This is a genomic window from Leifsonia xyli subsp. xyli str. CTCB07 (assembly GCF_000007665.1).
Classification (GTDB): domain Bacteria; phylum Actinomycetota; class Actinomycetes; order Actinomycetales; family Microbacteriaceae; genus Leifsonia; species Leifsonia xyli_C.
The window spans coordinates 2,115,973-2,133,789 of the sequence record NC_006087.1 but is presented as its reverse complement, the minus strand read 5'-3'; the positions used below and the strand labels follow the sequence as shown (position 1 = coordinate 2,133,789).

Below are 17,817 nucleotides of genomic sequence, written 5' to 3'. Positions count from 1 at the left end.
GAAGGTCTGAGTGCGCGACGGGGCGGGTCCCGGCGATCGCGCTATATCACGAGTCTACCGGCTCCGGCTGGGAGTTGCTTCGCGGCCGGAGGCCGTAGACTATCGGCCCTGGAAAACAGGAAGGCGGTCGGCGTGCAGGAATCCGAGCTGGAACGCGAACGGGCCGTCGTCTCCGGCCTGTACGAGCGCCTGGACGCGCTTCGGGCCGAGACGGCCGAGCGGCTGACTCGGGTGCGCCGTGAGAGCGTCGGCGGCAACCATCAGGCCCACAGCGAGCGCGACTCGTTCGCGCGCCTGTACGAGGACCAGCTCATACAGCTGCGGGAGGTGGAGGCGCGGCTCGTGTTCGGCCGCCTGCTCCTGGAGGAACCCTCCGACGGCTCCGACCACCGGTACATCGGCCGCCTTGGCCTGCGCGACGACGACCAGCGTTCGCTCCTCGTCGACTGGCGCGCCCAGCAGGCGACGGCTTTCTACCAGGCGACGGCGGCCGAGCGGATGGGCGTCCGCGCCCGCCGCCATCTCACGATGACCGGCCGCCAGGTCGTTCGGGTGGACGACGAGGTGTTCGACGAGTCCCTGCTCACCGACGGCCACGACCCGGGGGCGCGGGTGCAGGGCGAGGGGGCGCTCCTCGCCGCGATGACGGCCCAGCGCACCGGACGGATGCACGACATCGTGGCGACCATCCAGGCCGAGCAGGACCGCATCATCCGCTCCGACATCCGCGGTGCGCTCGTGGTCCAGGGCGGGTCAGGGACCGGCAAGACCGCCGTCGCGCTCCACCGCGCCGCCTTCCTGCTCTACGCGAACCGGCAGCGGCTCAGCTCCTCCGGCGTGCTCGTCGTCGGACCGTCGCCAGCCTTCCTCCGCTACATCGACGCGGTGCTGCCCTCGCTCGGGGAGACCGGCGTCGTCATGCAGACCCTCGGGGAGCTCTTCCCCGGCGTCGAGGCGACGGCCGAGGACAGCCCGGAAGCCGCTCTGCTGAAAGGCGCTGCGACGATGGCCCGGCTGCTCTCCCACGCCGTGCGGGCCCGCCAGAAGGCGCCGGAGACCGAGCAGACCGTCGTGGTCGGCAACGAGCGTCTCGTCGTCGCTCCCGACCTCATCCGGCGCGCCATCGCAAAGGCCCAGCGCACCGGGAAACCGCACAATGCCGCCCGAGTCGCTTTTGTCAAGATTGCCCTCGCCGCGCTCACCGAGCAACTCGCCGCACAGCTCCGCCGGGGCGGTTCGACCATCGACGACGCCGATCTGAGAATGCTGCGTGAGGATCTCCGCATGTCCTGCGACGTGCGGGTCCTCCTCAATACGGCGTGGCTGCCCCTGTCCCCGCAGAAGCTCCTCCAGGATCTGTATGCCCGGCCTGCCTGGCTCGCCGAGCTGACACCGCGCTGGACCGAGGCTCAGCGCGCCGCCCTGCACCGTGACCGCAGCGAGCCGTTCACCATCGCGGATGTCCCGCTGCTGGACGAGGCGGCCGAGCTGCTGGGCGATTTCCCCGGCCGTCCCGATCCCGCCGCCCGCGAGCGGGACAGCCAGCGCAGGCTCGACCTCGAGAACGCCCGGGCCACCATCCGCACTCTGGGCGTCGAGGGACTCGTCAGCGCCGAGCGGCTCGCGGACGGGTTTTCGGAGCGGCCGGATCGCGGGACGACCGCCGAACGCGCCGCCGCCGACCGCTCGTGGGCCTACGGGCACGTCGTCGTGGACGAGGCTCAGGAGCTCTCGCCGATGCAGTGGCGTGTGCTCGTCCGCCGCTGCCCCATGAAGTCGTTCACCATCGTCGGCGACATCGCCCAAGCCGTCTCCGCCGCGGGGGCTGTCAGCTGGGACGATGCCCTCCGCCCCGTTTTCAAAGATACGTGGCGGCTCGAAGAGCTGACCGTGAACTACCGGACGCCCGCGCAGATCGCGCGCGAAGCCGAGCGCATCGCGAGCGCCGCCGGTCTGCCGGTCACCCCGGCCCGCGCCGTGCGCGAGGGAGACTGGCCGGTGCGCCGCGTGTACGCGCAGCCGTCTCTCGCGGAGGCGGTCGTCGCCGCCATCGACCACGATCGGCAGGTGGACGCCGCGGGCACGGTGGCGGTCATCGTCCCGCACGCGCACCTCGAGACGGTGGCCCGGGCCGTCCTCGAGCGGTTCGCGGAGGAGGTGGCCCGCGGCGCCGCGGGTTTGACGCTCCCGATCGCCGTCCTCACCGGCTACGAAGCCAAGGGCCTCGAATTCGACGCGGTCGTGCTGGCGGACCCGGACGCGCTCGCCGCGGAGTCGTCGCGCGGGGCGGCGGCGCTCTATGTGGCGATGACCCGGCCGACCCAGCGGCTGACGCTGGTGGAGCGCTGACCCGGACCGCCTCGCGCTGCGCGTTGTCGCGTTCGCGCTGGCCGCCGGGCGCGGTTCTCACGTCCCCGGGTACCGCTCGCCGACTGGCACCTCGACTGGAAGCGTGTTGCCTGCCTGCGCCAGCGGGCACGCCCAGGCCGGATCGTACGCGCAGGACGGGTTGTAGGCGAAATTGAAGTCCAGCACCAGTCTCGTCTCGGAGCCGGCCGTGAGGCTGTCCCCCGCCGAGCCGAGGCCGAGGTCCGCCCCTTTGATGGTGTCGATCAGGTATCGGCCGCCGCCGTACGTCCCGCCGCCGTGTCCGGCGAGCGCGTCCTTCACCGGAACGAACAGCCCGCCCCCGTAGGACGCGAGCCGCCACACCTCCAGCGTCCCCGCCAGCGGCACGCGGACCGTCCCGAGCAGCTCGAACGGGATGACGCCGTCGGTGCCGGTCTCGACCGCCATTCGCCGCGGCTCGTCTGCGGCCAGCACCGGCAGCTCGAAGCGCCAGCCGGGGTCGTACGCCGCGACCGGCAGCCCGGTGAACCCTTTCCGGTCCGCCTCGAGCAGCGGCGACGCGGGATGTGAGGCGAGCAGCTCGTTCCGGCACGAGACCCAGTGTGCGTGCGCGGCGGCGGGGTCGGTCGCGGCCCGTTGCCGCACCGACGCGTACAGCCCGAAAACGCGCCGCCGACAGTCGGCTATGTGCGCCGCCGTTGCCGCGGGACTCGCGCTGCCCGCCGCCCTCTTCTCGGCTCCCCTCACGATCGCCTCTCCTCCGCTTCGCCGGTGACCCGGGCCGGGTCCGTCCCCGGATCGTATGCCCAGTTTGGCGCGAGCCGGCGCAGGCGCCCCCCGCGCCACTGCCAGAACGCCCACAGCCCGTACCAGACCACAGGTGTCAGCGCTCCCGCCCGCACGATCAGGCGGTCGCGGTAGAGCGTGCGCTGCCGGCCGTCAGCGGAGGGAACCGCTGGGTCGGGAGCGATCGCCATCCGGTGATCGAGGCGGGGGAGCGCGGCGAGGATGCCGCCGCTCCCCCGCCGCTGTCGCGCAGGATGCGCGTCTCAGACTCGCGAGGGTCTGCGGAGCGGAGCGTGTCGAGCCGGACGACCTGTGTGCCCACGGTGACGGCTCCGAGCGCCCGGACGCTCACCCGGGGACCACACCGCGGGGAAACCGGCTGGCTCGGCGGATCGCAGGTCCAGCCACGGGAGCGCCACTTCGCGAAAGGCGGTCGGGCTCTGCAACGCCCGCCAGGCGGTGTCGGGGTCGCAGTCGAGGATGAGCTTGAGGAAGACTCTCACCCGTCCAGTGTCCTCGCCCGGTGGGGGGAGCGCCTGCATGCACCGCTGTGGGGCGCATCGCCGACGCCGAGGTGTGCCAGGTCGCCTCCGGCGATGTCCGGCCCGCCTCCGGCGGCAGATGCGGCCGGAGGCGGGGTGAGCGAGATCGGGCCGGGCGTGTGCCACCCGGTTACGATGACCCGGTGACCGAGATCCCCGCCGCGCACCGTCAGAGCAAATACCACGTCCGTTTCGACTGGGGGGAGGACGGCCTGGCTGCCGTCGACGCCGACGCCGACGTCGTGGTGTGGGTGGACGCGCTGGAGACACCGGCCGCCGCCTCCGCGGCGCAGGCCCCCGTCGCGCGCCCTCTTGCGGGCCATCCTCTCACTGTCGCCGCCTCCCTCGCCGACGCTCCCGCTGTCGCCCGGTCGGTCCTCGATGAGCAGGTCCGGCTCGGTCGCCGCTGCCTGGTCGCCGTCTTCGCCGCGGGTGCTGGCACACCCTCAGGCGCGCCGCGGTTCGCGGTCGAGGATCTCCTCGCCGCCGGAGCTGTCGTAGACGCCCTCGCCGCCCTCGGCATCGACGATTCCTCTCCCGAGGCCGCGGCCGCCTGAGCGGCCTTCGCCGGACTCCGCGGCGCCGTCGCGCACCTGCTCACCGCATCTGTCTCCGGTCAGGAGCTCATCGCCGCCGGGCGGGCGCCGGGCGAGATCGCCGCCCTCGGCCGCGTTGGTTCCGTCGCCGAGGCGCGGGCGCCGCACGCCCGCGATGACCGTCCCGCGCAGGAATGACCGGCGGACGCGCAGCGTTGGGCGGCGGCACGGGGCCGAACCCATGAAAAGCAGTTCTGAACGACACTGTGATCGCCGACGCTCCCGTCGAGGACCTGGTCCGCATCGAGGGCAACGGGTCTTTCCCGCCGCAGAGCGCGAACGCGGAGTATCTGGTCGAGAGCGACACACAAGTACACTTGTTCGTGGACGGGCATCCGGGTCATCCACCGATCCCCAGAAGTGGTGGATATTTCAGCATTTGATGAAAAGTTTCACATAGATATACAGGTATAGCGCAGGTGTTCCCGGTCGGGTCGGGAAGCGGTGCCCGAGGATGTGCTCCACATGCCTCTGTGATCGTAGCCAGCCTCCGTCGAGCCGAAAACAGAGCCTCTTGCTTCGTCGTTTCCGTCAGCATGTCCGCAACACGTTCCGCCGCTCCACTCGCCGTCGAGGAGGTGTGCGCCGATGGGCTGCCGTCGCCGCGGCGACGGCAGCGGCGCTCTTCGGAGCCGGTCTCGTCGTGGCCCCGGCGGCTGTCGCTGCCGGGTCCTCGCTCACGATCGAGAAGATTGTGGGCGCGGGGAAGGCGCTGACGGTCGCGAACGGGAGCGAGTTCACCTACTCGATCGCCATCGGGTGCGATGACCACGATTGCGTGGACGCTGCGGTCACCGACACCCTGCCCGCTGAGTTCGCGGGCTTCACCATCCGGGGGGTCGCCGTGGTCCCGTCCGCAGGCTCCTATCGGCAGTCCCTCTCCGGCTGCACGACTCAGGTCACCGCCGCTTGCGCGGTCTCGGTCCGTTTCACTCAGCCGGTGGCCGGTGGCGTCGGATTGGCCGCGGGCAAGAGCTTCACCGTCACGGTGACGCTGAAGGCGCCGCAGGAGCTCACGCCCGGGTGGCCGTCGAACGGCCGCGCCGTGACCAACACCGCGATCGGCACGTCCTCCAGCATCGCGGCGTCCGTCTCCAGCTCGGCCGAGGTCACGGTCGATATCCCGGCCTCCGTTGCCATCGCCGTCGGCAAGACCTGGACGCCCGCGGAGCAGCAGCACCGACCGGGTGAGGTCTCGGCGATCGCGCTCTCCGCGCAGAACACATCGAACGTTCCCGCCGGGACGCTCGTGCTCCAAGAGCCGCAGGCGGCGGCGGACGGTGCGGGCGCTCTGGAGGCGGCCAACCCATTCGCCCTCGTCGACTTCGCCGGTTTCGGAGACATCACTCTGCCGCAGGGCGCCACGACCGTCCGGGTGGATGCCTATGTGCGCGCCGCCGGGACCGGCGAATGGTCGTGGCAGACCGGTGTGCAGACGGCGGCCGGCAGCGTCCAGCTCCCCCCGGGCGTCGCGGAGGCGGAGGTCGCGGGTCTGCGCATCGCCTTCGCCGGTGAGGACGGCGCGGCGCTCGCCCCCGGCGGATCGGCCGGGTCCGTCGCCCAGCGGGCGACCGACCGCGTCTCGGGGGCCGGCCTCGTCGGCGGCGCGCGTGTGACGAACCGGATCGAGGGAACCGTCTCCGTCGCCGGGCAGGCACCCGAGACCGCGACCGCCACGGCCCCGTTCGCCATCGGGGCTCTGAACATCGCCGTCACGCCGGGCAAGACCATCGTTCCGGCGCGCATTCCCGCCGGCGGAATGGCGCTCGTGACGGTCTCTGGCAAGAACGCGTCCAACGGTCCGCTCGACACGCTCCGGCTGAGCGACCTCGGCTACTTCGGCGACAAGCTGGCGTTCGACGGCTTCGCGGCGGGTGTCCCCTATCCGCAGGGAGCGACCTCCGGCAGCATCGTGTGGCACTTCTCCGACGGATCGACCGAGAGCGCACCGTTCCCGGATGGTGCGGTCCCGGGCCTCCCCACTGTGCCAGAGGGGCAGCGCATCACCGGGCTGGAGGCGGTCTTCGCGGGCGAGATCGTGGCCGGGGCCGTCGCCTCCGCTTCGTTCCGCATCGCACCGTCGGCCGACTTCGCACCGCAGGGCGCTCCAGCCTCCGCGGCCAATACGCTCACCGTCACGGGGACCAATGCTGCGGGCTCCGCCACCCGCACGGCCAGCGCGCCGCTCACCGTTTTCTTTCCGGACATCAAGCTGACCCTGGGCAAGTCGATCGCGCCTTCGGTTCCGGTGGGTCCGGGCGGCACGGTGAGCGTTCAGCTCCCGGCGACCACGTCGAGCGACTCCGCGTTCGTCGATCCGACCCGCATCGTCATCGAGGATGTCTGGCGTCCCGGCGTGCCCGGCGACTTCTTCAACGCGTTCGACCCTCTCGCGATCGCCCCCACGCAGGTGCTCTTCGGCTCGACGCTGCTCGTCGAGCACACGGCAGACGGCAGCACGTGGACGACCCTGGACGAGGTGGACGCCACGGCCGAGGCTGCGCTCTACCGTGCCGAGCGGCTCCCGGACGGTGTGGTCGGGCTCCGCTTCACGTTCGAGGACGCGGCCGGGTTCCCGCAGGGCACGACCGTGCGGCCCGCGATCACCGCACAGGCCCGTCCGGCGCTCCGCGACGGCAGCGGCAGCACCTCCACGGCGGACGCCGGTGCGGAGACGTACACGAATCGTGCGGTCGCCAGCACCATCGGCGCGGTCGCGGGGAAGACCGTGACCGGCGCCCGTGTGAGCGCCGAGGCGGAGGCGAAGATCCGGTCGGCGGCGGCACCGGCGACGGGGCCGGGCGCCGGGGGTCTCGGCATCGGCAAGACCTGGACGAAGCCCGATTTGAGCGGGGATGTCAGCTCTCTTCCGTCGCAGTCCGGCGAACAGGCTGGCACCCGGCTCGGGTGGGGCGTGACCGAGACCGGCTTCGGCTCGGTGACGGTCGCGGACCCGGCGACGGAGCCCGGCCATCCCGAGTCCACTGTGTTCCAGGCGTTCGACCTGGTGAAGGTCTCGCCGCTGCCGTTCTCGTCCGACCCGCTGCTGAGGTGGGACACCATCGCGTCGGTTGAGCTGTTCCGGGGCGGAGCCTGGGTGGCCGTTCCGCCGCCACCCGGCGGCTGGAAGGACGCAGCGGGCTTCCCCGGGTACATGCTGAGCGCGGCCGAGTCGTCCGACACCACGGGTTTGCGGCTCCGGTTCGAACCGGATGACGCCGCCCGCCGCGTCGCCGACGACCCCGCCGCTCCTCCGGCCGGCTCCGGGATCGCGACGGTCGCCGGCCGACCCCCTCCGTCCGTGGGTCTCCGAGCAGTCGGCCGGCTCGATCGAGAACCGGGCGATGGCGATCGGCGTCCAGAGCGGCGGCGATCGGGGGCCTGTGACCGCCACGGACAGCATCGGGGTGGTCGACCAGCCGCCCGCGGTGAGCCTGACGAAGACGAGTGAGCGCTCCGCCATCGTCGTGCCGAACGACGGAGATGTGCCGCCCGGGGACTATCCGGCCAATCGCTTCACCCTCACCGCGCAGAACACCGCGACCTCGCGGGCCTCGCCCCTCCGCGTCACGGACCCGGCCCGCGGCGCCGCCGGCGCCGAGACCTCGTGCCTCTCCGCCGCAGACGGCTGGGACGCCGATCCGTTCGTCGGCGCCGTCCACAGCGAGTCCAGCCCGTTCGAGCGGCTGGATCTGACGAAGATCGGATTCGTCTCTCCCCCGGAATCGGTGGATGCGGAATCCTCCCGGGTGACGCTCTGGAAGCGGGCCGCAGACGGGTCGACGAGCACATCCGCCGTCTCGCTGCGGGCGGCCGCGGAACTCTCCGAGGAGGAGCTGGCCGATGTCATCGGCGTGAGCGTGGTCTATCGGGGAACGGAGCCGGACATCACCGGTGGGACCATTGCGCCGGGACAGCCGCTCACGATGACGCTGGACACGCGGGTGCGGGTGACCGCGCGCAGCTCGGCGACGCCCGTCACAGCCGTACTCATTGAGAACGCAGCGTTCGCTCAGAGCTACGACCCCGTGCTGTTCCCGAAGGGGCAGGGCTCCCTGCCTTACGCCGCGAAGGACGCGACGGTCGAGCTGACCCGGGCCCGGCTCGACGTCACTGCGGAGAAGAGCATCGCCCCCGGTCTGCTCCTGGAACGCGACCGGCGCACCCCCGTCGCCGTTACCCTGACGGCCACTGCGGGCTCGGCGACCGCCGCGGCCCACCAGGTGACCATCACCGACGACGATCCGGCGTTCTGGAACAGCTTCGCCCTCACCGGCTTGTCCGCCGCCGACGTGACCCTCCCGGCCGGGGCGGACCGGGTGCGCGTGGATGCGCAGACAGACGGCTCTCCGGCCTGGATCCTTGGCGTTCCGGTGCCGACGGCCGCACTGCCGGCGGCGGTGGCGGTGGACAGCGTCACCGGCATCCGTTTCGTGTTCCTGCGCGCAGACGGCGGACTGCTGAGCCGCAGCGCCGTCCCCGCGGGCTTCGCCGCGAGGGCGGTGCTGTCGGTCCGGCTGCTCGACACCGCGCGGGACGGGGCGGCCATTCCGTTCCCCGGCTCGGTCGAGAACACCGTCACCGCTCTCGCCCACCGCACGGACGACCTCGTCGTCTACCCGGACGGGGCCGCGAGCGCGAGCGCGGTCATCCGCCTAGACCCGGGCACCCACGCCCTCGATGTGGCGAAGACCCCCGAGAACAACCTGAACGTCGTCGCGGTCGGGGACTCCGTGCCGTGGACGCTCACCTTCGCGAACACGGGCACGGGATTCCTCGACATCGTGGCGGCGGACGGCTCGCTCCCGCCCTCCCTCGCCTGGGACGGCGAGGCCCCGGTCTTCTCGGCCAGCCTCGGCGGAAGCCTCTCCGCCGACCCCGCGGTGTCGTTCGATGCGGAAACCGGGAAGCTGGTGCTCACCTGGCCGGAGGGCGGCGTCCGGATGTCGCCGGGTGAGCGGTTCACAGCCGTCCTCGGCCTCATCCTGACACCGGTCGCGGGCGGCGCAGCCACGAGCACGAACCGGTTCGTCGTCGCGACGGCTCAGAGCCTGGACTCGTGCGCCAATTCCTCGGGCAACGGGCAGGGGGTCCTCACGGGTCTCGACGCCGGTCAGTGCGGCTCCTCCAATCTATGTGCAGCCGGTAGCGGGTCCCTCGCTGTACACGACCAAGGGTGTCCGGGGCGATGTGGTCGGCCGGCCGGTCTCCGGCGCCGTCAATGTCTCCGATCCGGCGCTGCCCTGCGTGGCAGACGACCACGGCTATTACGCCCAGCCGTGTGTGGCCAACACTGTCGTCGGCGGCACCGACGAGTGGCGTCTGGCCGCGACCAACAGCGGAACCGTCGGCTACGACTCGCTCGTGTTCGTCGACCCGCTGCCGGGCCCAGGCGACAGGATGCTCGCGACCGGGAGCACACGCGGTTCGGATTTCCGTCCGGTGTTCGATGGCGCGTCGGGTGTCGTCGTGGCCGGCGCTCCCGCCGGAACAGCGATGACCGGGGCGGTGACCACCGCCCCGGGGTTCTGTCAGACCTCCCTGGGCACGACCGCCTGGCCGATTGACCCGACCTGCGCACAGCACCCCCTCGGCTGGACTCCCGCCGCCGCTTTCGCGGGGGACTGGTCAGCGGTCACCGGTCTGCAGGTGACGCTCGACTTCCGCGGCACGGCGGCGGGTACGCTGCGCAGCGGCGAGAGCGCAGCGGTGCGATTCCACACGGTCGACCGTCCGGCCGACGCAGGCCATCCGGACGGCGCGCCCGTGACGCTCACCGCGGCCCGTCCGATTGCCTGGAACCAGTTCGGCGCGAGCGTCTCTCTGTCCGGAGGCGGCAGCATCCGCCGCGCGCCGATCAGGGCCGGTGTCGCCCTCGCGACCGGACCGCTGCGAGTGGACAAGGCCCTGACGGGCGCCGCGGCTGCCGAAGCGCCGGACGAATTCGCCGCGGAGGTCGTCTGCACGGTCGCCGGGACGCCGGTCGAGCTGGGTGGCGCGGCCCGGCTGGCGCTCGCCCGTGCCACCGGGTTCACCGCTCGTCTCGACGGCATCCCGGTCGGCGCGGACTGTACGGTCGCGGAGGCTGGGGCTCCCGGCTCGTACGGAGAGGCCGCCCGCTCGGTGAGCGCGGCGGAGATCCGCATCGCTGGCGGCGCTGTCGGCGGCGCTGTTCCTCCCGCCCAGAGCGTCACCGTGACGAACACCTACGAATACGGCCGGCTCGCACTCGCGAAGACGGCCTCGACGAGCGTCGCCGGGATGAACGAAGACGTGACGTACACGATCACCGTCGGCAATGTCGGTGTCCTCGACGCCACCGATTTCGAGGTGGCCGACACGCTGCCCCCGGAGTGGTCCTCGTCTCGGCAGACGGCGACGGTGTGCTCGGGGACGGCGTCGTCACCTGGACGGTGGCGCATCTCGCCCCGGGCGACCGGATCGATCTGCGGGTGGTGCTCCGTCATCCGCAGGAGGGCTCCCCCGTGAACGCGGTGACGGTGACCGTGCCGCCCGTTGGACCGTGGCAGCCGCCGCTGGCGGACACGCCCTGACGACGATCCGGATGCCGCGTGCTCCCTCGTCTTCGTCGTTCCGCCGGGGGCCCAGCTCCTGCCGGACCCGGACCCGGACCCGGATCTGGGCCTGGACCCGGCCGCCGCTGCGGGGCCGGCCGTCAGCGGCCTGGCCAGCACCGGTTCCACCCAGGGTGGGCTGCTGCTCGCGGTGCTGCCGGTGCTGCTGGTGCTCGTGGGGTCGTCGCTTGTCCTCCGCTACCGCCGCCGTCGCCCGTGACCCGTGCGTGGCTCGGCGATCGCGCGGGGCGGAGGCTTTCCCGGCCGTCGCCGAGCCTGTCCGGACCGTCGTCGCCTCACGGGAGTGAGGTTTCCCGGCCGCTCCCTCGGATAGTCTGGGGGAGTCCACGACCCGGGAGCCGACCCTGAACATCATCCTCGGATACGATCCGTACACTCTGCGCGAGCGCGTCGATCTACGCGCTGCCGGCGAGCGTCTGGACGAGCTCGGGAGCCTGCGCAGTCTGAGCGCTCTCAACGAGAAAACGGTGCTCCTTCGCCTGCTCGACCGCCTGGACGAAGCGCTCGAAACCGGCAACGAGGCTGTCCGTCAGGCCCGTTTCACCGGCGACCGCGAGCAACTGCTCGCCGCGCGCGTGCGCCGGGCGCAGGTCCACCAGTGTCAGGGCAAGCGCGATGAGGCGGTCGCCGAGCTGACCGGGTGCGTGGAGGAGGCTCGCGGCCGGGAGTGGACAGCCTTGGAGGCGTTCGCCATCCAGACCCGGGGCAAGGCCTTCTTCGCTCTGGAGGAGTACGAGAACGCTCTCGCCGACCTGAAGGCGGCTGTCTTCCTTCGGGAGAAACTCGGCGCGTCCCCCTCCGAGATCGAGGGCGCCCTTACTGCGGTGGCCGTCGTGCAGCGCTTCTCCGAGTCGAAGCGCGAGTGGGGCGAGGACGCCGCTGGCGCGAGCGAGTGAGGTTCAGGGGCTCTGGAACGCTGTGCCACTGCCGCGTAGTATGCCTGGCATGACCTGCTCGTCTGTCACGATCCGAGCCTTCGGAGCGAGCTGATGGCCGACCTCAATCGTGTCCGGCGCTGGGCGAACGCCCTCATTGCCCTGTACCTCGACCCGGCCGTCTGGACATTCGATTTCGATAACGCCAAGACCCGTGCCGGCCTCTGTAACTACAGCGCTGAACGCATCACGGTCTCCCGCTATCTCGCTGCCCGGTACGAGGACGACGAGATCCACCAGATCCTCCTCCACGAGGTCGCTCACGCGCTCGCCGGCTCCCGCGTCGGTCACGGTCCCCGCTGGCGGGCGATCGCGCTCGAACTCGGCTACGAGGGCGACCGCCTCCACGGCGGGGCCATTGCGGACGACCTGGCTCCGTGGGTCGGCACCTGCCCGAACGGCCACACGCACTACCGGTATCGCAAGCCGGCACGCGCTCTGGCCTGCGGGGCGTGCAGTCGGCGGTTCGACGCGGCGAACCTGATCTCGTGGGCCCACCGGGAGGTCTCGACCGCGCAGCGGCGGGTGGCGGCTGCCGCGGCTAGCGAAGGGCGGACGGTGGGGCCGCTGACGCCCAGCCCGGCGACAGCGGTGAGAGGGCGGTCCCTGGTAACCCAATACAGTGGTTAGATGCCCACCGACGCTATTCTGCCCCGCGCCACCGGACAGTGGATCGAGCCGGGCGACGGGCAGCGCTGGTGGTTCGACTCCGGATCGCTCGCCCTCGATTTCGCCTGCACCGCCGGGCTGGGCCAGCCGGAGGGGGAGCGGCCGACGGTGGCCGACGCCGCGAGCCTGAACGGCTGGCTGACCGAGCGCTTCCCTGAGGTCGCCCCCACCGCGGGCGAGCGTGAGTTCCGGGACGCCGACACCCTTCGCGAGGCGATTGGCCGGCTCGCACGGCGGGCGAGCGGGGGCGGCTCCCCCGACCCCGACGACGTGGACACCGTGAACCTCTTCGCCGCCACTCCCGACATCCCTCCTGTGCTGGCCGGCGGCGCGCGCCAGGCCGGCCGCGCGAAGGCACGTCCGCATCAGGCCCTCGGGACGATCGCACGCGACGCCGTCCGGCTGTTCGGCTCGCAGGCCGAGGGCCGCATCCGGGAGTGCTCGGCCGAGGGCTGCACGCTCCTCTACCTCGACACCTCGCGCAGCGCGAACCGGCGCTGGTGCTCCATGCAGCGCTGCGGCAACCGGGCGAAGGTGCGCGCCCACCGCGCCCGCGCCGACGCTCGCGCGGCGGATTGATCCGATCCGAGCGCCGGGGCCTCCACGGTGCCGGGGCCTCAGTCGCGCCGGTCGCCCGACAGGAACACGCTCCGCGCGGGCGGAGGAGAGCGTACGCTCGTCGCATCGGTCACGATCGGCGCGCCCGCCGTGAACGTCCGCAGTTCCGCCCCGGCGACGGCCTTCGCGGGATGCGGCCCGCTCGCGAGCAGCCGCGGCAGCCACTCCAGTGGCAGCGGCGAGTCCGACCCCATCAGCACCACGTTTCCGAACCGCCGCCCTTTGAGCACCTGCGTCTCCGCCAGCGCCGCCACGTTCCCGACGACGGAGCCGAGCGTCGCCACCTGTGATCGCGCGAAAGCCAGCGGCGGACCGTCTGCTACGTTCACCAGCACGATCCCGCCCGGGTTCAGCAGCGAGACGGCCGATCGGTAGAACTCCACGCTCGTGACATGCGCCGGGGTCCGCGAGCCGTTGAAGATGTCGATCACCAGCAGGTCCACCTGTCCGCGCAGCCCCGCCGGAAGCTTCCCGACGACGTCGCGCGCGTCCCCGTGCCGGATGCGGATCTGGGCGTGCCGCGGTAGCGGCAGCTCCTGCCGCACCAGGTCCACCAGCCGGCTCTCCAGCTCCACCACCTGCTGCCGTGAGCCCGGGCGGGTGGCGGCGACATACCGCGGCAAGGTCAGTGCCCCCGCCCCCAGATGCACGGCCGTGATCGGCTCGCCGGGCTCCCCGATCAGGTCGATCGCGTTTCCCATCCGCTGCACGTATTCGAAGAACAGCTGCGTCGGATCGTCCAGGTTCACCTGCGACTGCGGTGTGCCGTCCACCACCAGCTGGTAGGAGCCGGGGACGAACCGGTCGGGTTCGATGGTCGCGACGAATCCGCTCTCGGACAGGACGACGGAGGGAAACAGCGGCACGGGTCCAGCGTAGCCCCGTCGTCGCCGGCCAGCCGGTACGTTTCGGGTCCGATCGGGGCCGGAGACGCGGGAATGGCGCGGCCCCGATCGCGGTTTATACCCCATCGCTGGCTTCGGGTCAAGAAGAGACTGGACAAGGCACGTCCGGTTGACATATAGTAGTTCTTTGCGCTCCCAGTCCACACACTCGCCTTCATATTGCGGTCGGCTTCAGATTTCCCCGTGCGCGCCTGGACCCGGAACACCGGGTCAGATACGGTGCCGCGATGCGCTGGGAGCGGTTCCTCACCCTAACTACACAACACGACCGACAGTAACTGGCCCGACGGGGCCCCACGGAGGTTATTTACTTGGCTGCTGCGCGCAACGCAACCAACAACGACAAGACACTCAAGAACGGCCGGGACGTCTCCCGTCTCTCGTTCGCCAAGATCACGGACACCCTCACCGTCCCCGATCTGCTCGCACTGCAGACGGAGAGTTTCGACTGGCTGGTCGGAAACGACGCCTGGCAGGCGCGCGTCGCCGCGGCCGAGGCGCAGGGGCGTCAGGATCTGCCCGCCGCCACCGGCCTGGAGGAGATCTTCGAGGAGATCTCCCCGATCGAGGACCTCGGCGAGACCATGCAGCTCTCGTTCACGAACCCGTTCCTTGAGGAGAAGAAGTACTCGATCGACGAGTGCAAGGAGAAGGGCAGGACCTACGCTGCCCCGCTCTACGTCGAGGCCGAGTTCATGAACCACCTCACCGGTGAGATCAAGACCCAGACGGTCTTCATGGGTGACTTCCCGCTGATGACCGAGCGGGGGACCTTCATCATCAACGGCACCGAGCGTGTCGTGGTGTCGCAGCTCGTTCGCTCGCCCGGCGTCTACTTCGAGGCCGCCGCCGACAAGACCTCCGACAAGGACATCTACTCGGCGCGCGTCATCCCGAGCCGCGGTTCCTGGCTCGAGTTCGAGATCGACAAGCGCGACCAGGTCGGCGTCCGCATCGACCGCAAGCGCAAGCAGTCGGTCACCGTCTTCCTCAAGGCCCTCGGTCTGACCAGCGAGGAGATCCTCGCCGAGTTCGCCGGCTTCCAGTCGATCGAGCTGACGCTGGAGAAGGACGCCATCCTCACCAAGGAGGAAGCGCTCAAGGACATCTACCGGAAGCTCCGTCCGGGCGAGCAGGTGGCCGCCGAGGCCGCCCGCGCGCTCCTCGACAACTTCTACTTCAACCCGAAGCGCTACGATCTCGCCAAGGTCGGCCGCTACAAGATCAACCGCAAGCTGGGCCTGGAAGCTCCGCTGACGGACTCGGTGCTGACCGTTCAGGACATCATCGCGACGATCAAGTACCTGGTCTCCCTGCACGACGGCCAGACCTCGTTCACGGGTCTCCGCAGCGGCGTCGAAACGGACATCCGCCTCGACATCGACGACATTGACCACTTCGGCAACCGTCGCATCCGCGCCGTCGGCGAGCTCATCCAGAACCAGGTCCGCACCGGTCTCTCCCGAATGGAGCGCGTGGTGCGCGAGCGCATGACCACGCAGGACATCGAGGCGATCACCCCGCAGACCCTGATCAATGTGCGGCCGGTCGTCGCCGCGATCAAGGAGTTCTTCGGAACGAGCCAGCTGTCGCAGTTCATGGACCAGAACAACCCGCTCGCGGGCCTGACCCACAAGCGCCGCCTCTCGGCTCTCGGCCCTGGCGGCCTGAGCCGTGAGCGCGCCGGCGTCGAGGTCCGCGACGTCCACCCGTCGCACTACGGCCGCATGTGCCCGATCGAGACCCCGGAAGGCCCGAACATCGGTCTGATCGGCTCGCTCGCGTCGTTCGCGCGGATCAACTCGTTCGGCTTCATCGAGACCCCGTACCGCAAGGTCGTGGACGGCCTGGTCACCGACCAGATCGACTACCTGACCGCCTCCGAGGAGGACGACTTCGTCGTCGCGCAGGCCAACGCGCCTCTCGACGCCAGAGGCCACTTCGTCGAGGAGCGCGTCCTCGCCCGTCAGAAGGGTGGCGAGGTCGACCTGGTCCCCGCCGAGGAGATCGGCTACATGGACGTCTCCCCGCGCCAGATGGTGTCGGTGGGCACCTCCCTCATCCCCTTCCTCGAGCATGACGACGCCAACCGCGCTCTCATGGGCGCGAACATGCAGCGCCAGGCGGTGCCGCTGCTGCGCTCGGAGAGCCCGGTCGTCGGAACCGGTATGGAGGGCTACGCGGCCATCGACGCCGGTGACGTGGTCATCGCCGAGAAGTCGGGAATCGTCTCCGAGGTCTCGGCCGACGCGGTCACCGTCCAGGCGGACGACGGCACGGTCAAGACCTACTACCTGCGCAAGTTCGACCGCTCGAACCAGGGCACCTCCTACAACCACCGCGTGGTCGTGGACGAGGGCGACCGGATCGAGGCGGGCGAGGTCGTCGCCGACGGCCCCGCCACCGAGAACGGCGAGCTCGCGCTCGGCAAGAACCTGCTCGTCGCGTTCATGCCGTGGGAGGGCCACAACTTCGAGGATGCGATCATCCTCAGCCAGAACCTGGTGAAGGACGACACCCTCTCCTCGATTCACATCGAGGAGTACGAGGTCGACGCCCGCGACACCAAGCTCGGTAAGGAAGAGATCACCCGCGACCTGCCGAACGTCAGCCCGGACCTCCTGGCCGACCTCGACGAGCGCGGCATCATCCGCATCGGCGCCGAGGTCCGCCCCGGCGACATCCTCGTCGGCAAGGTCACCCCGAAGGGCGAGACCGAGCTGTCGGCCGAGGAGCGCCTTCTCCGCGCGATCTTCAACGAGAAGAGCCGCGAGGTGCGCGACACCTCCCTCAAGGTCCCGCACGGTGAGGAGGGCACCATCATCGGTGTCAAGGTCTTCGACGCGCAGGACGGCGACGACGAGCTCGGCTCCGGCGTGAACCAGCGCGTGGTGGTCTACATCGCCCAGAAGCGCAAGATCACTGCGGGCGACAAGCTCGCCGGCCGTCACGGCAACAAGGGCGTCATCTCGAAGATCCTCCCCGTCGAGGACATGCCGTTCCTCGCGGACGGCACGCCGGTCGACGTCATCCTGAACCCGCTCGGCGTCCCCGGCCGCATGAACTTCGGCCAGGTGCTGGAGATCCACCTCGGCTGGATCGCCAAGAACGGCTGGGAGATCAAGGGCAAGCCGAAGTGGGCCGCCGAGCTCCCGGAGACCGCGTTCAGCGCGGCCCCGAACACGAAGGTCGCGACCCCGGTGTTCGATGGCGCGAAAGAGGAGGAGATCGCCGGTCTCCTCGACGTCACTCTCCCGACCCGGGACGGCGACCGCCTGATCGGCTCTTCCGGCAAGACGCAGCTCTTCGACGGCCGCTCCGGCGAGCCGTACCCGGACCCGGTTTCGGTCGGCTACATGTACATCCTGAAACTGCACCACCTCGTGGACGACAAGATCCACGCCCGCTCCACGGGTCCGTACTCCATGATCACCCAGCAGCCGCTCGGCGGTAAAGCGCAGTTCGGTGGACAGCGTTTCGGCGAGATGGAGGTGTGGGCCCTGGAAGCCTATGGAGCCGCCTATGCGCTCCAGGAGCTTCTGACCATCAAATCGGACGACATCCTCGGCCGTGTGAAGGTCTACGAGGCCATCGTCAAGGGTGAGAACATCCAGGAGCCGGGCATCCCGGAGTCCTTCAAGGTGCTCATCAAGGAGATGCAGTCGCTCTGCCTGAACGTGGAGGTCCTCTCGGCAGACGGGCAGGCGGTCAGCCTGCGCGACGCCGACGACGAGGCCTTCCGCGCGGCGGAAGAGCTCGGCATCAACATCTCCTCCCGGTTCGAGTCCTCGTCCATCGACGAGATCTGACCGTAGCCAGAC

The 17,817-nt window shown here is 70.6% G+C and carries 13 protein-coding genes; 10 read left to right on the top strand and 3 right to left on the bottom strand.

Annotated features, from left to right (window positions below):
• Positions 1–132: 132 nt before the first annotated feature.
• On the top strand, positions 133–2,349 hold the full coding sequence (locus tag LXX_RS10205; protein ID WP_176714770.1) for a HelD family protein: 2,217 nt from the start codon (positions 133–135) through the stop codon (positions 2,347–2,349).
• Between the two features lie 57 nt (positions 2,350–2,406).
• Here LXX_RS10205 and LXX_RS10200 read toward each other — a convergent pair whose 3' ends face one another.
• Positions 2,407–3,096 (bottom strand): DUF1684 domain-containing protein, encoded by a 690-nt coding sequence (locus tag LXX_RS10200; RefSeq protein ID WP_050737920.1) that lies wholly within the window; start codon positions 3,094–3,096, stop codon positions 2,407–2,409.
• Complete coding sequence (locus LXX_RS15840) at positions 3,093–3,326, bottom strand: hypothetical protein (RefSeq protein ID WP_223227641.1); 234 nt, start codon at positions 3,324–3,326, stop codon at positions 3,093–3,095. Before LXX_RS15840 ends, LXX_RS10200 begins: the two co-directional genes overlap by 4 nt.
• A 494-nt stretch (positions 3,327–3,820) precedes the next feature.
• On the opposite strand from LXX_RS15840, the gene LXX_RS10190 reads away from it, so the two are divergent.
• The 8 genes from LXX_RS10190 to LXX_RS10155 all read left to right on the top strand — a co-directional run bounded on the left by LXX_RS10190 (position 3,821) and on the right by LXX_RS10155 (position 13,052).
• Positions 3,821–4,234 (top strand): hypothetical protein, encoded by a 414-nt coding sequence (locus LXX_RS10190; RefSeq protein WP_223227640.1) that lies wholly within the window; start codon positions 3,821–3,823, stop codon positions 4,232–4,234.
• Positions 4,235–4,853: 619 nt separating this feature from the next.
• Positions 4,854–7,724 carry an isopeptide-forming domain-containing fimbrial protein gene (locus tag LXX_RS10185; RefSeq protein WP_041767740.1) on the top strand — a complete coding sequence of 957 codons (2,871 nt, stop codon included), beginning with the start codon at positions 4,854–4,856 and terminating at the stop codon, positions 7,722–7,724.
• Complete coding sequence (locus tag LXX_RS14930) at positions 7,657–9,840, top strand: thiosulfate oxidation carrier complex protein SoxZ (RefSeq protein WP_223227639.1); 2,184 nt, start codon at positions 7,657–7,659, stop codon at positions 9,838–9,840. The genes LXX_RS10185 and LXX_RS14930 overlap by 68 nt, the downstream gene beginning before the upstream one ends.
• Positions 9,782–10,762, top strand: a complete 981-nt coding sequence (locus LXX_RS10175) for a DUF5979 domain-containing protein (protein WP_176714769.1) — start codon at positions 9,782–9,784, stop codon at positions 10,760–10,762. Before LXX_RS14930 ends, LXX_RS10175 begins: the two co-directional genes overlap by 59 nt.
• Positions 10,763–10,789: 27 nt before the next feature.
• Positions 10,790–11,068 carry an LPXTG cell wall anchor domain-containing protein gene (locus LXX_RS10170; protein ID WP_041767734.1) on the top strand — a complete coding sequence of 93 codons (279 nt, stop codon included), beginning with the start codon at positions 10,790–10,792 and terminating at the stop codon, positions 11,066–11,068.
• 268 nt (positions 11,069–11,336) lie between these two features.
• The gene (locus LXX_RS10165; protein WP_223227638.1) at positions 11,337–11,765 is read left to right on the top strand and encodes a hypothetical protein; all 429 of its coding nucleotides are present in this window, start codon (positions 11,337–11,339) and stop codon (positions 11,763–11,765) included.
• 93 nt (positions 11,766–11,858) lie between these two features.
• Positions 11,859–12,434 carry a SprT-like domain-containing protein gene (locus LXX_RS10160; RefSeq protein ID WP_011186757.1) on the top strand — a complete coding sequence of 192 codons (576 nt, stop codon included), beginning with the start codon at positions 11,859–11,861 and terminating at the stop codon, positions 12,432–12,434.
• Positions 12,435–13,052 (top strand): CGNR zinc finger domain-containing protein, encoded by a 618-nt coding sequence (locus tag LXX_RS10155; protein ID WP_011186756.1) that lies wholly within the window; start codon positions 12,435–12,437, stop codon positions 13,050–13,052.
• A gap of 38 nt (positions 13,053–13,090) precedes the next feature.
• On the opposite strand, the gene LXX_RS10150 is transcribed toward LXX_RS10155, so the two are convergent.
• Positions 13,091–13,957, bottom strand: a complete 867-nt coding sequence (locus tag LXX_RS10150) for a spermidine synthase (protein ID WP_011186755.1) — start codon at positions 13,955–13,957, stop codon at positions 13,091–13,093.
• A 350-nt stretch (positions 13,958–14,307) separates the two neighbouring features.
• Between LXX_RS10150 and rpoB the strand changes: the two genes are divergently transcribed.
• Positions 14,308–17,805, top strand: coding sequence for a DNA-directed RNA polymerase subunit beta (rpoB, locus tag LXX_RS10145; RefSeq protein WP_011186754.1), 3,498 nt, complete (start codon positions 14,308–14,310; stop codon positions 17,803–17,805).
• Positions 17,806–17,817: the final 12 nt, after the last annotated feature.

Excerpts from the sequence above, each read along its gene's own strand:
- LXX_RS15840 (WP_223227641.1), bottom strand. The coding sequence starts at position 3,326 with ATGGCGATCGCTCCCGACCCAGCGGTTCCCTCCGCTGACGGCCGGCAG.
- LXX_RS10160 (WP_011186757.1), top strand. The coding sequence starts at position 11,859 with ATGGCCGACCTCAATCGTGTCCGGCGCTGGGCGAACGCCCTCATTGCC.
- LXX_RS10155 (WP_011186756.1), top strand. The coding sequence starts at position 12,435 with ATGCCCACCGACGCTATTCTGCCCCGCGCCACCGGACAGTGGATCGAG.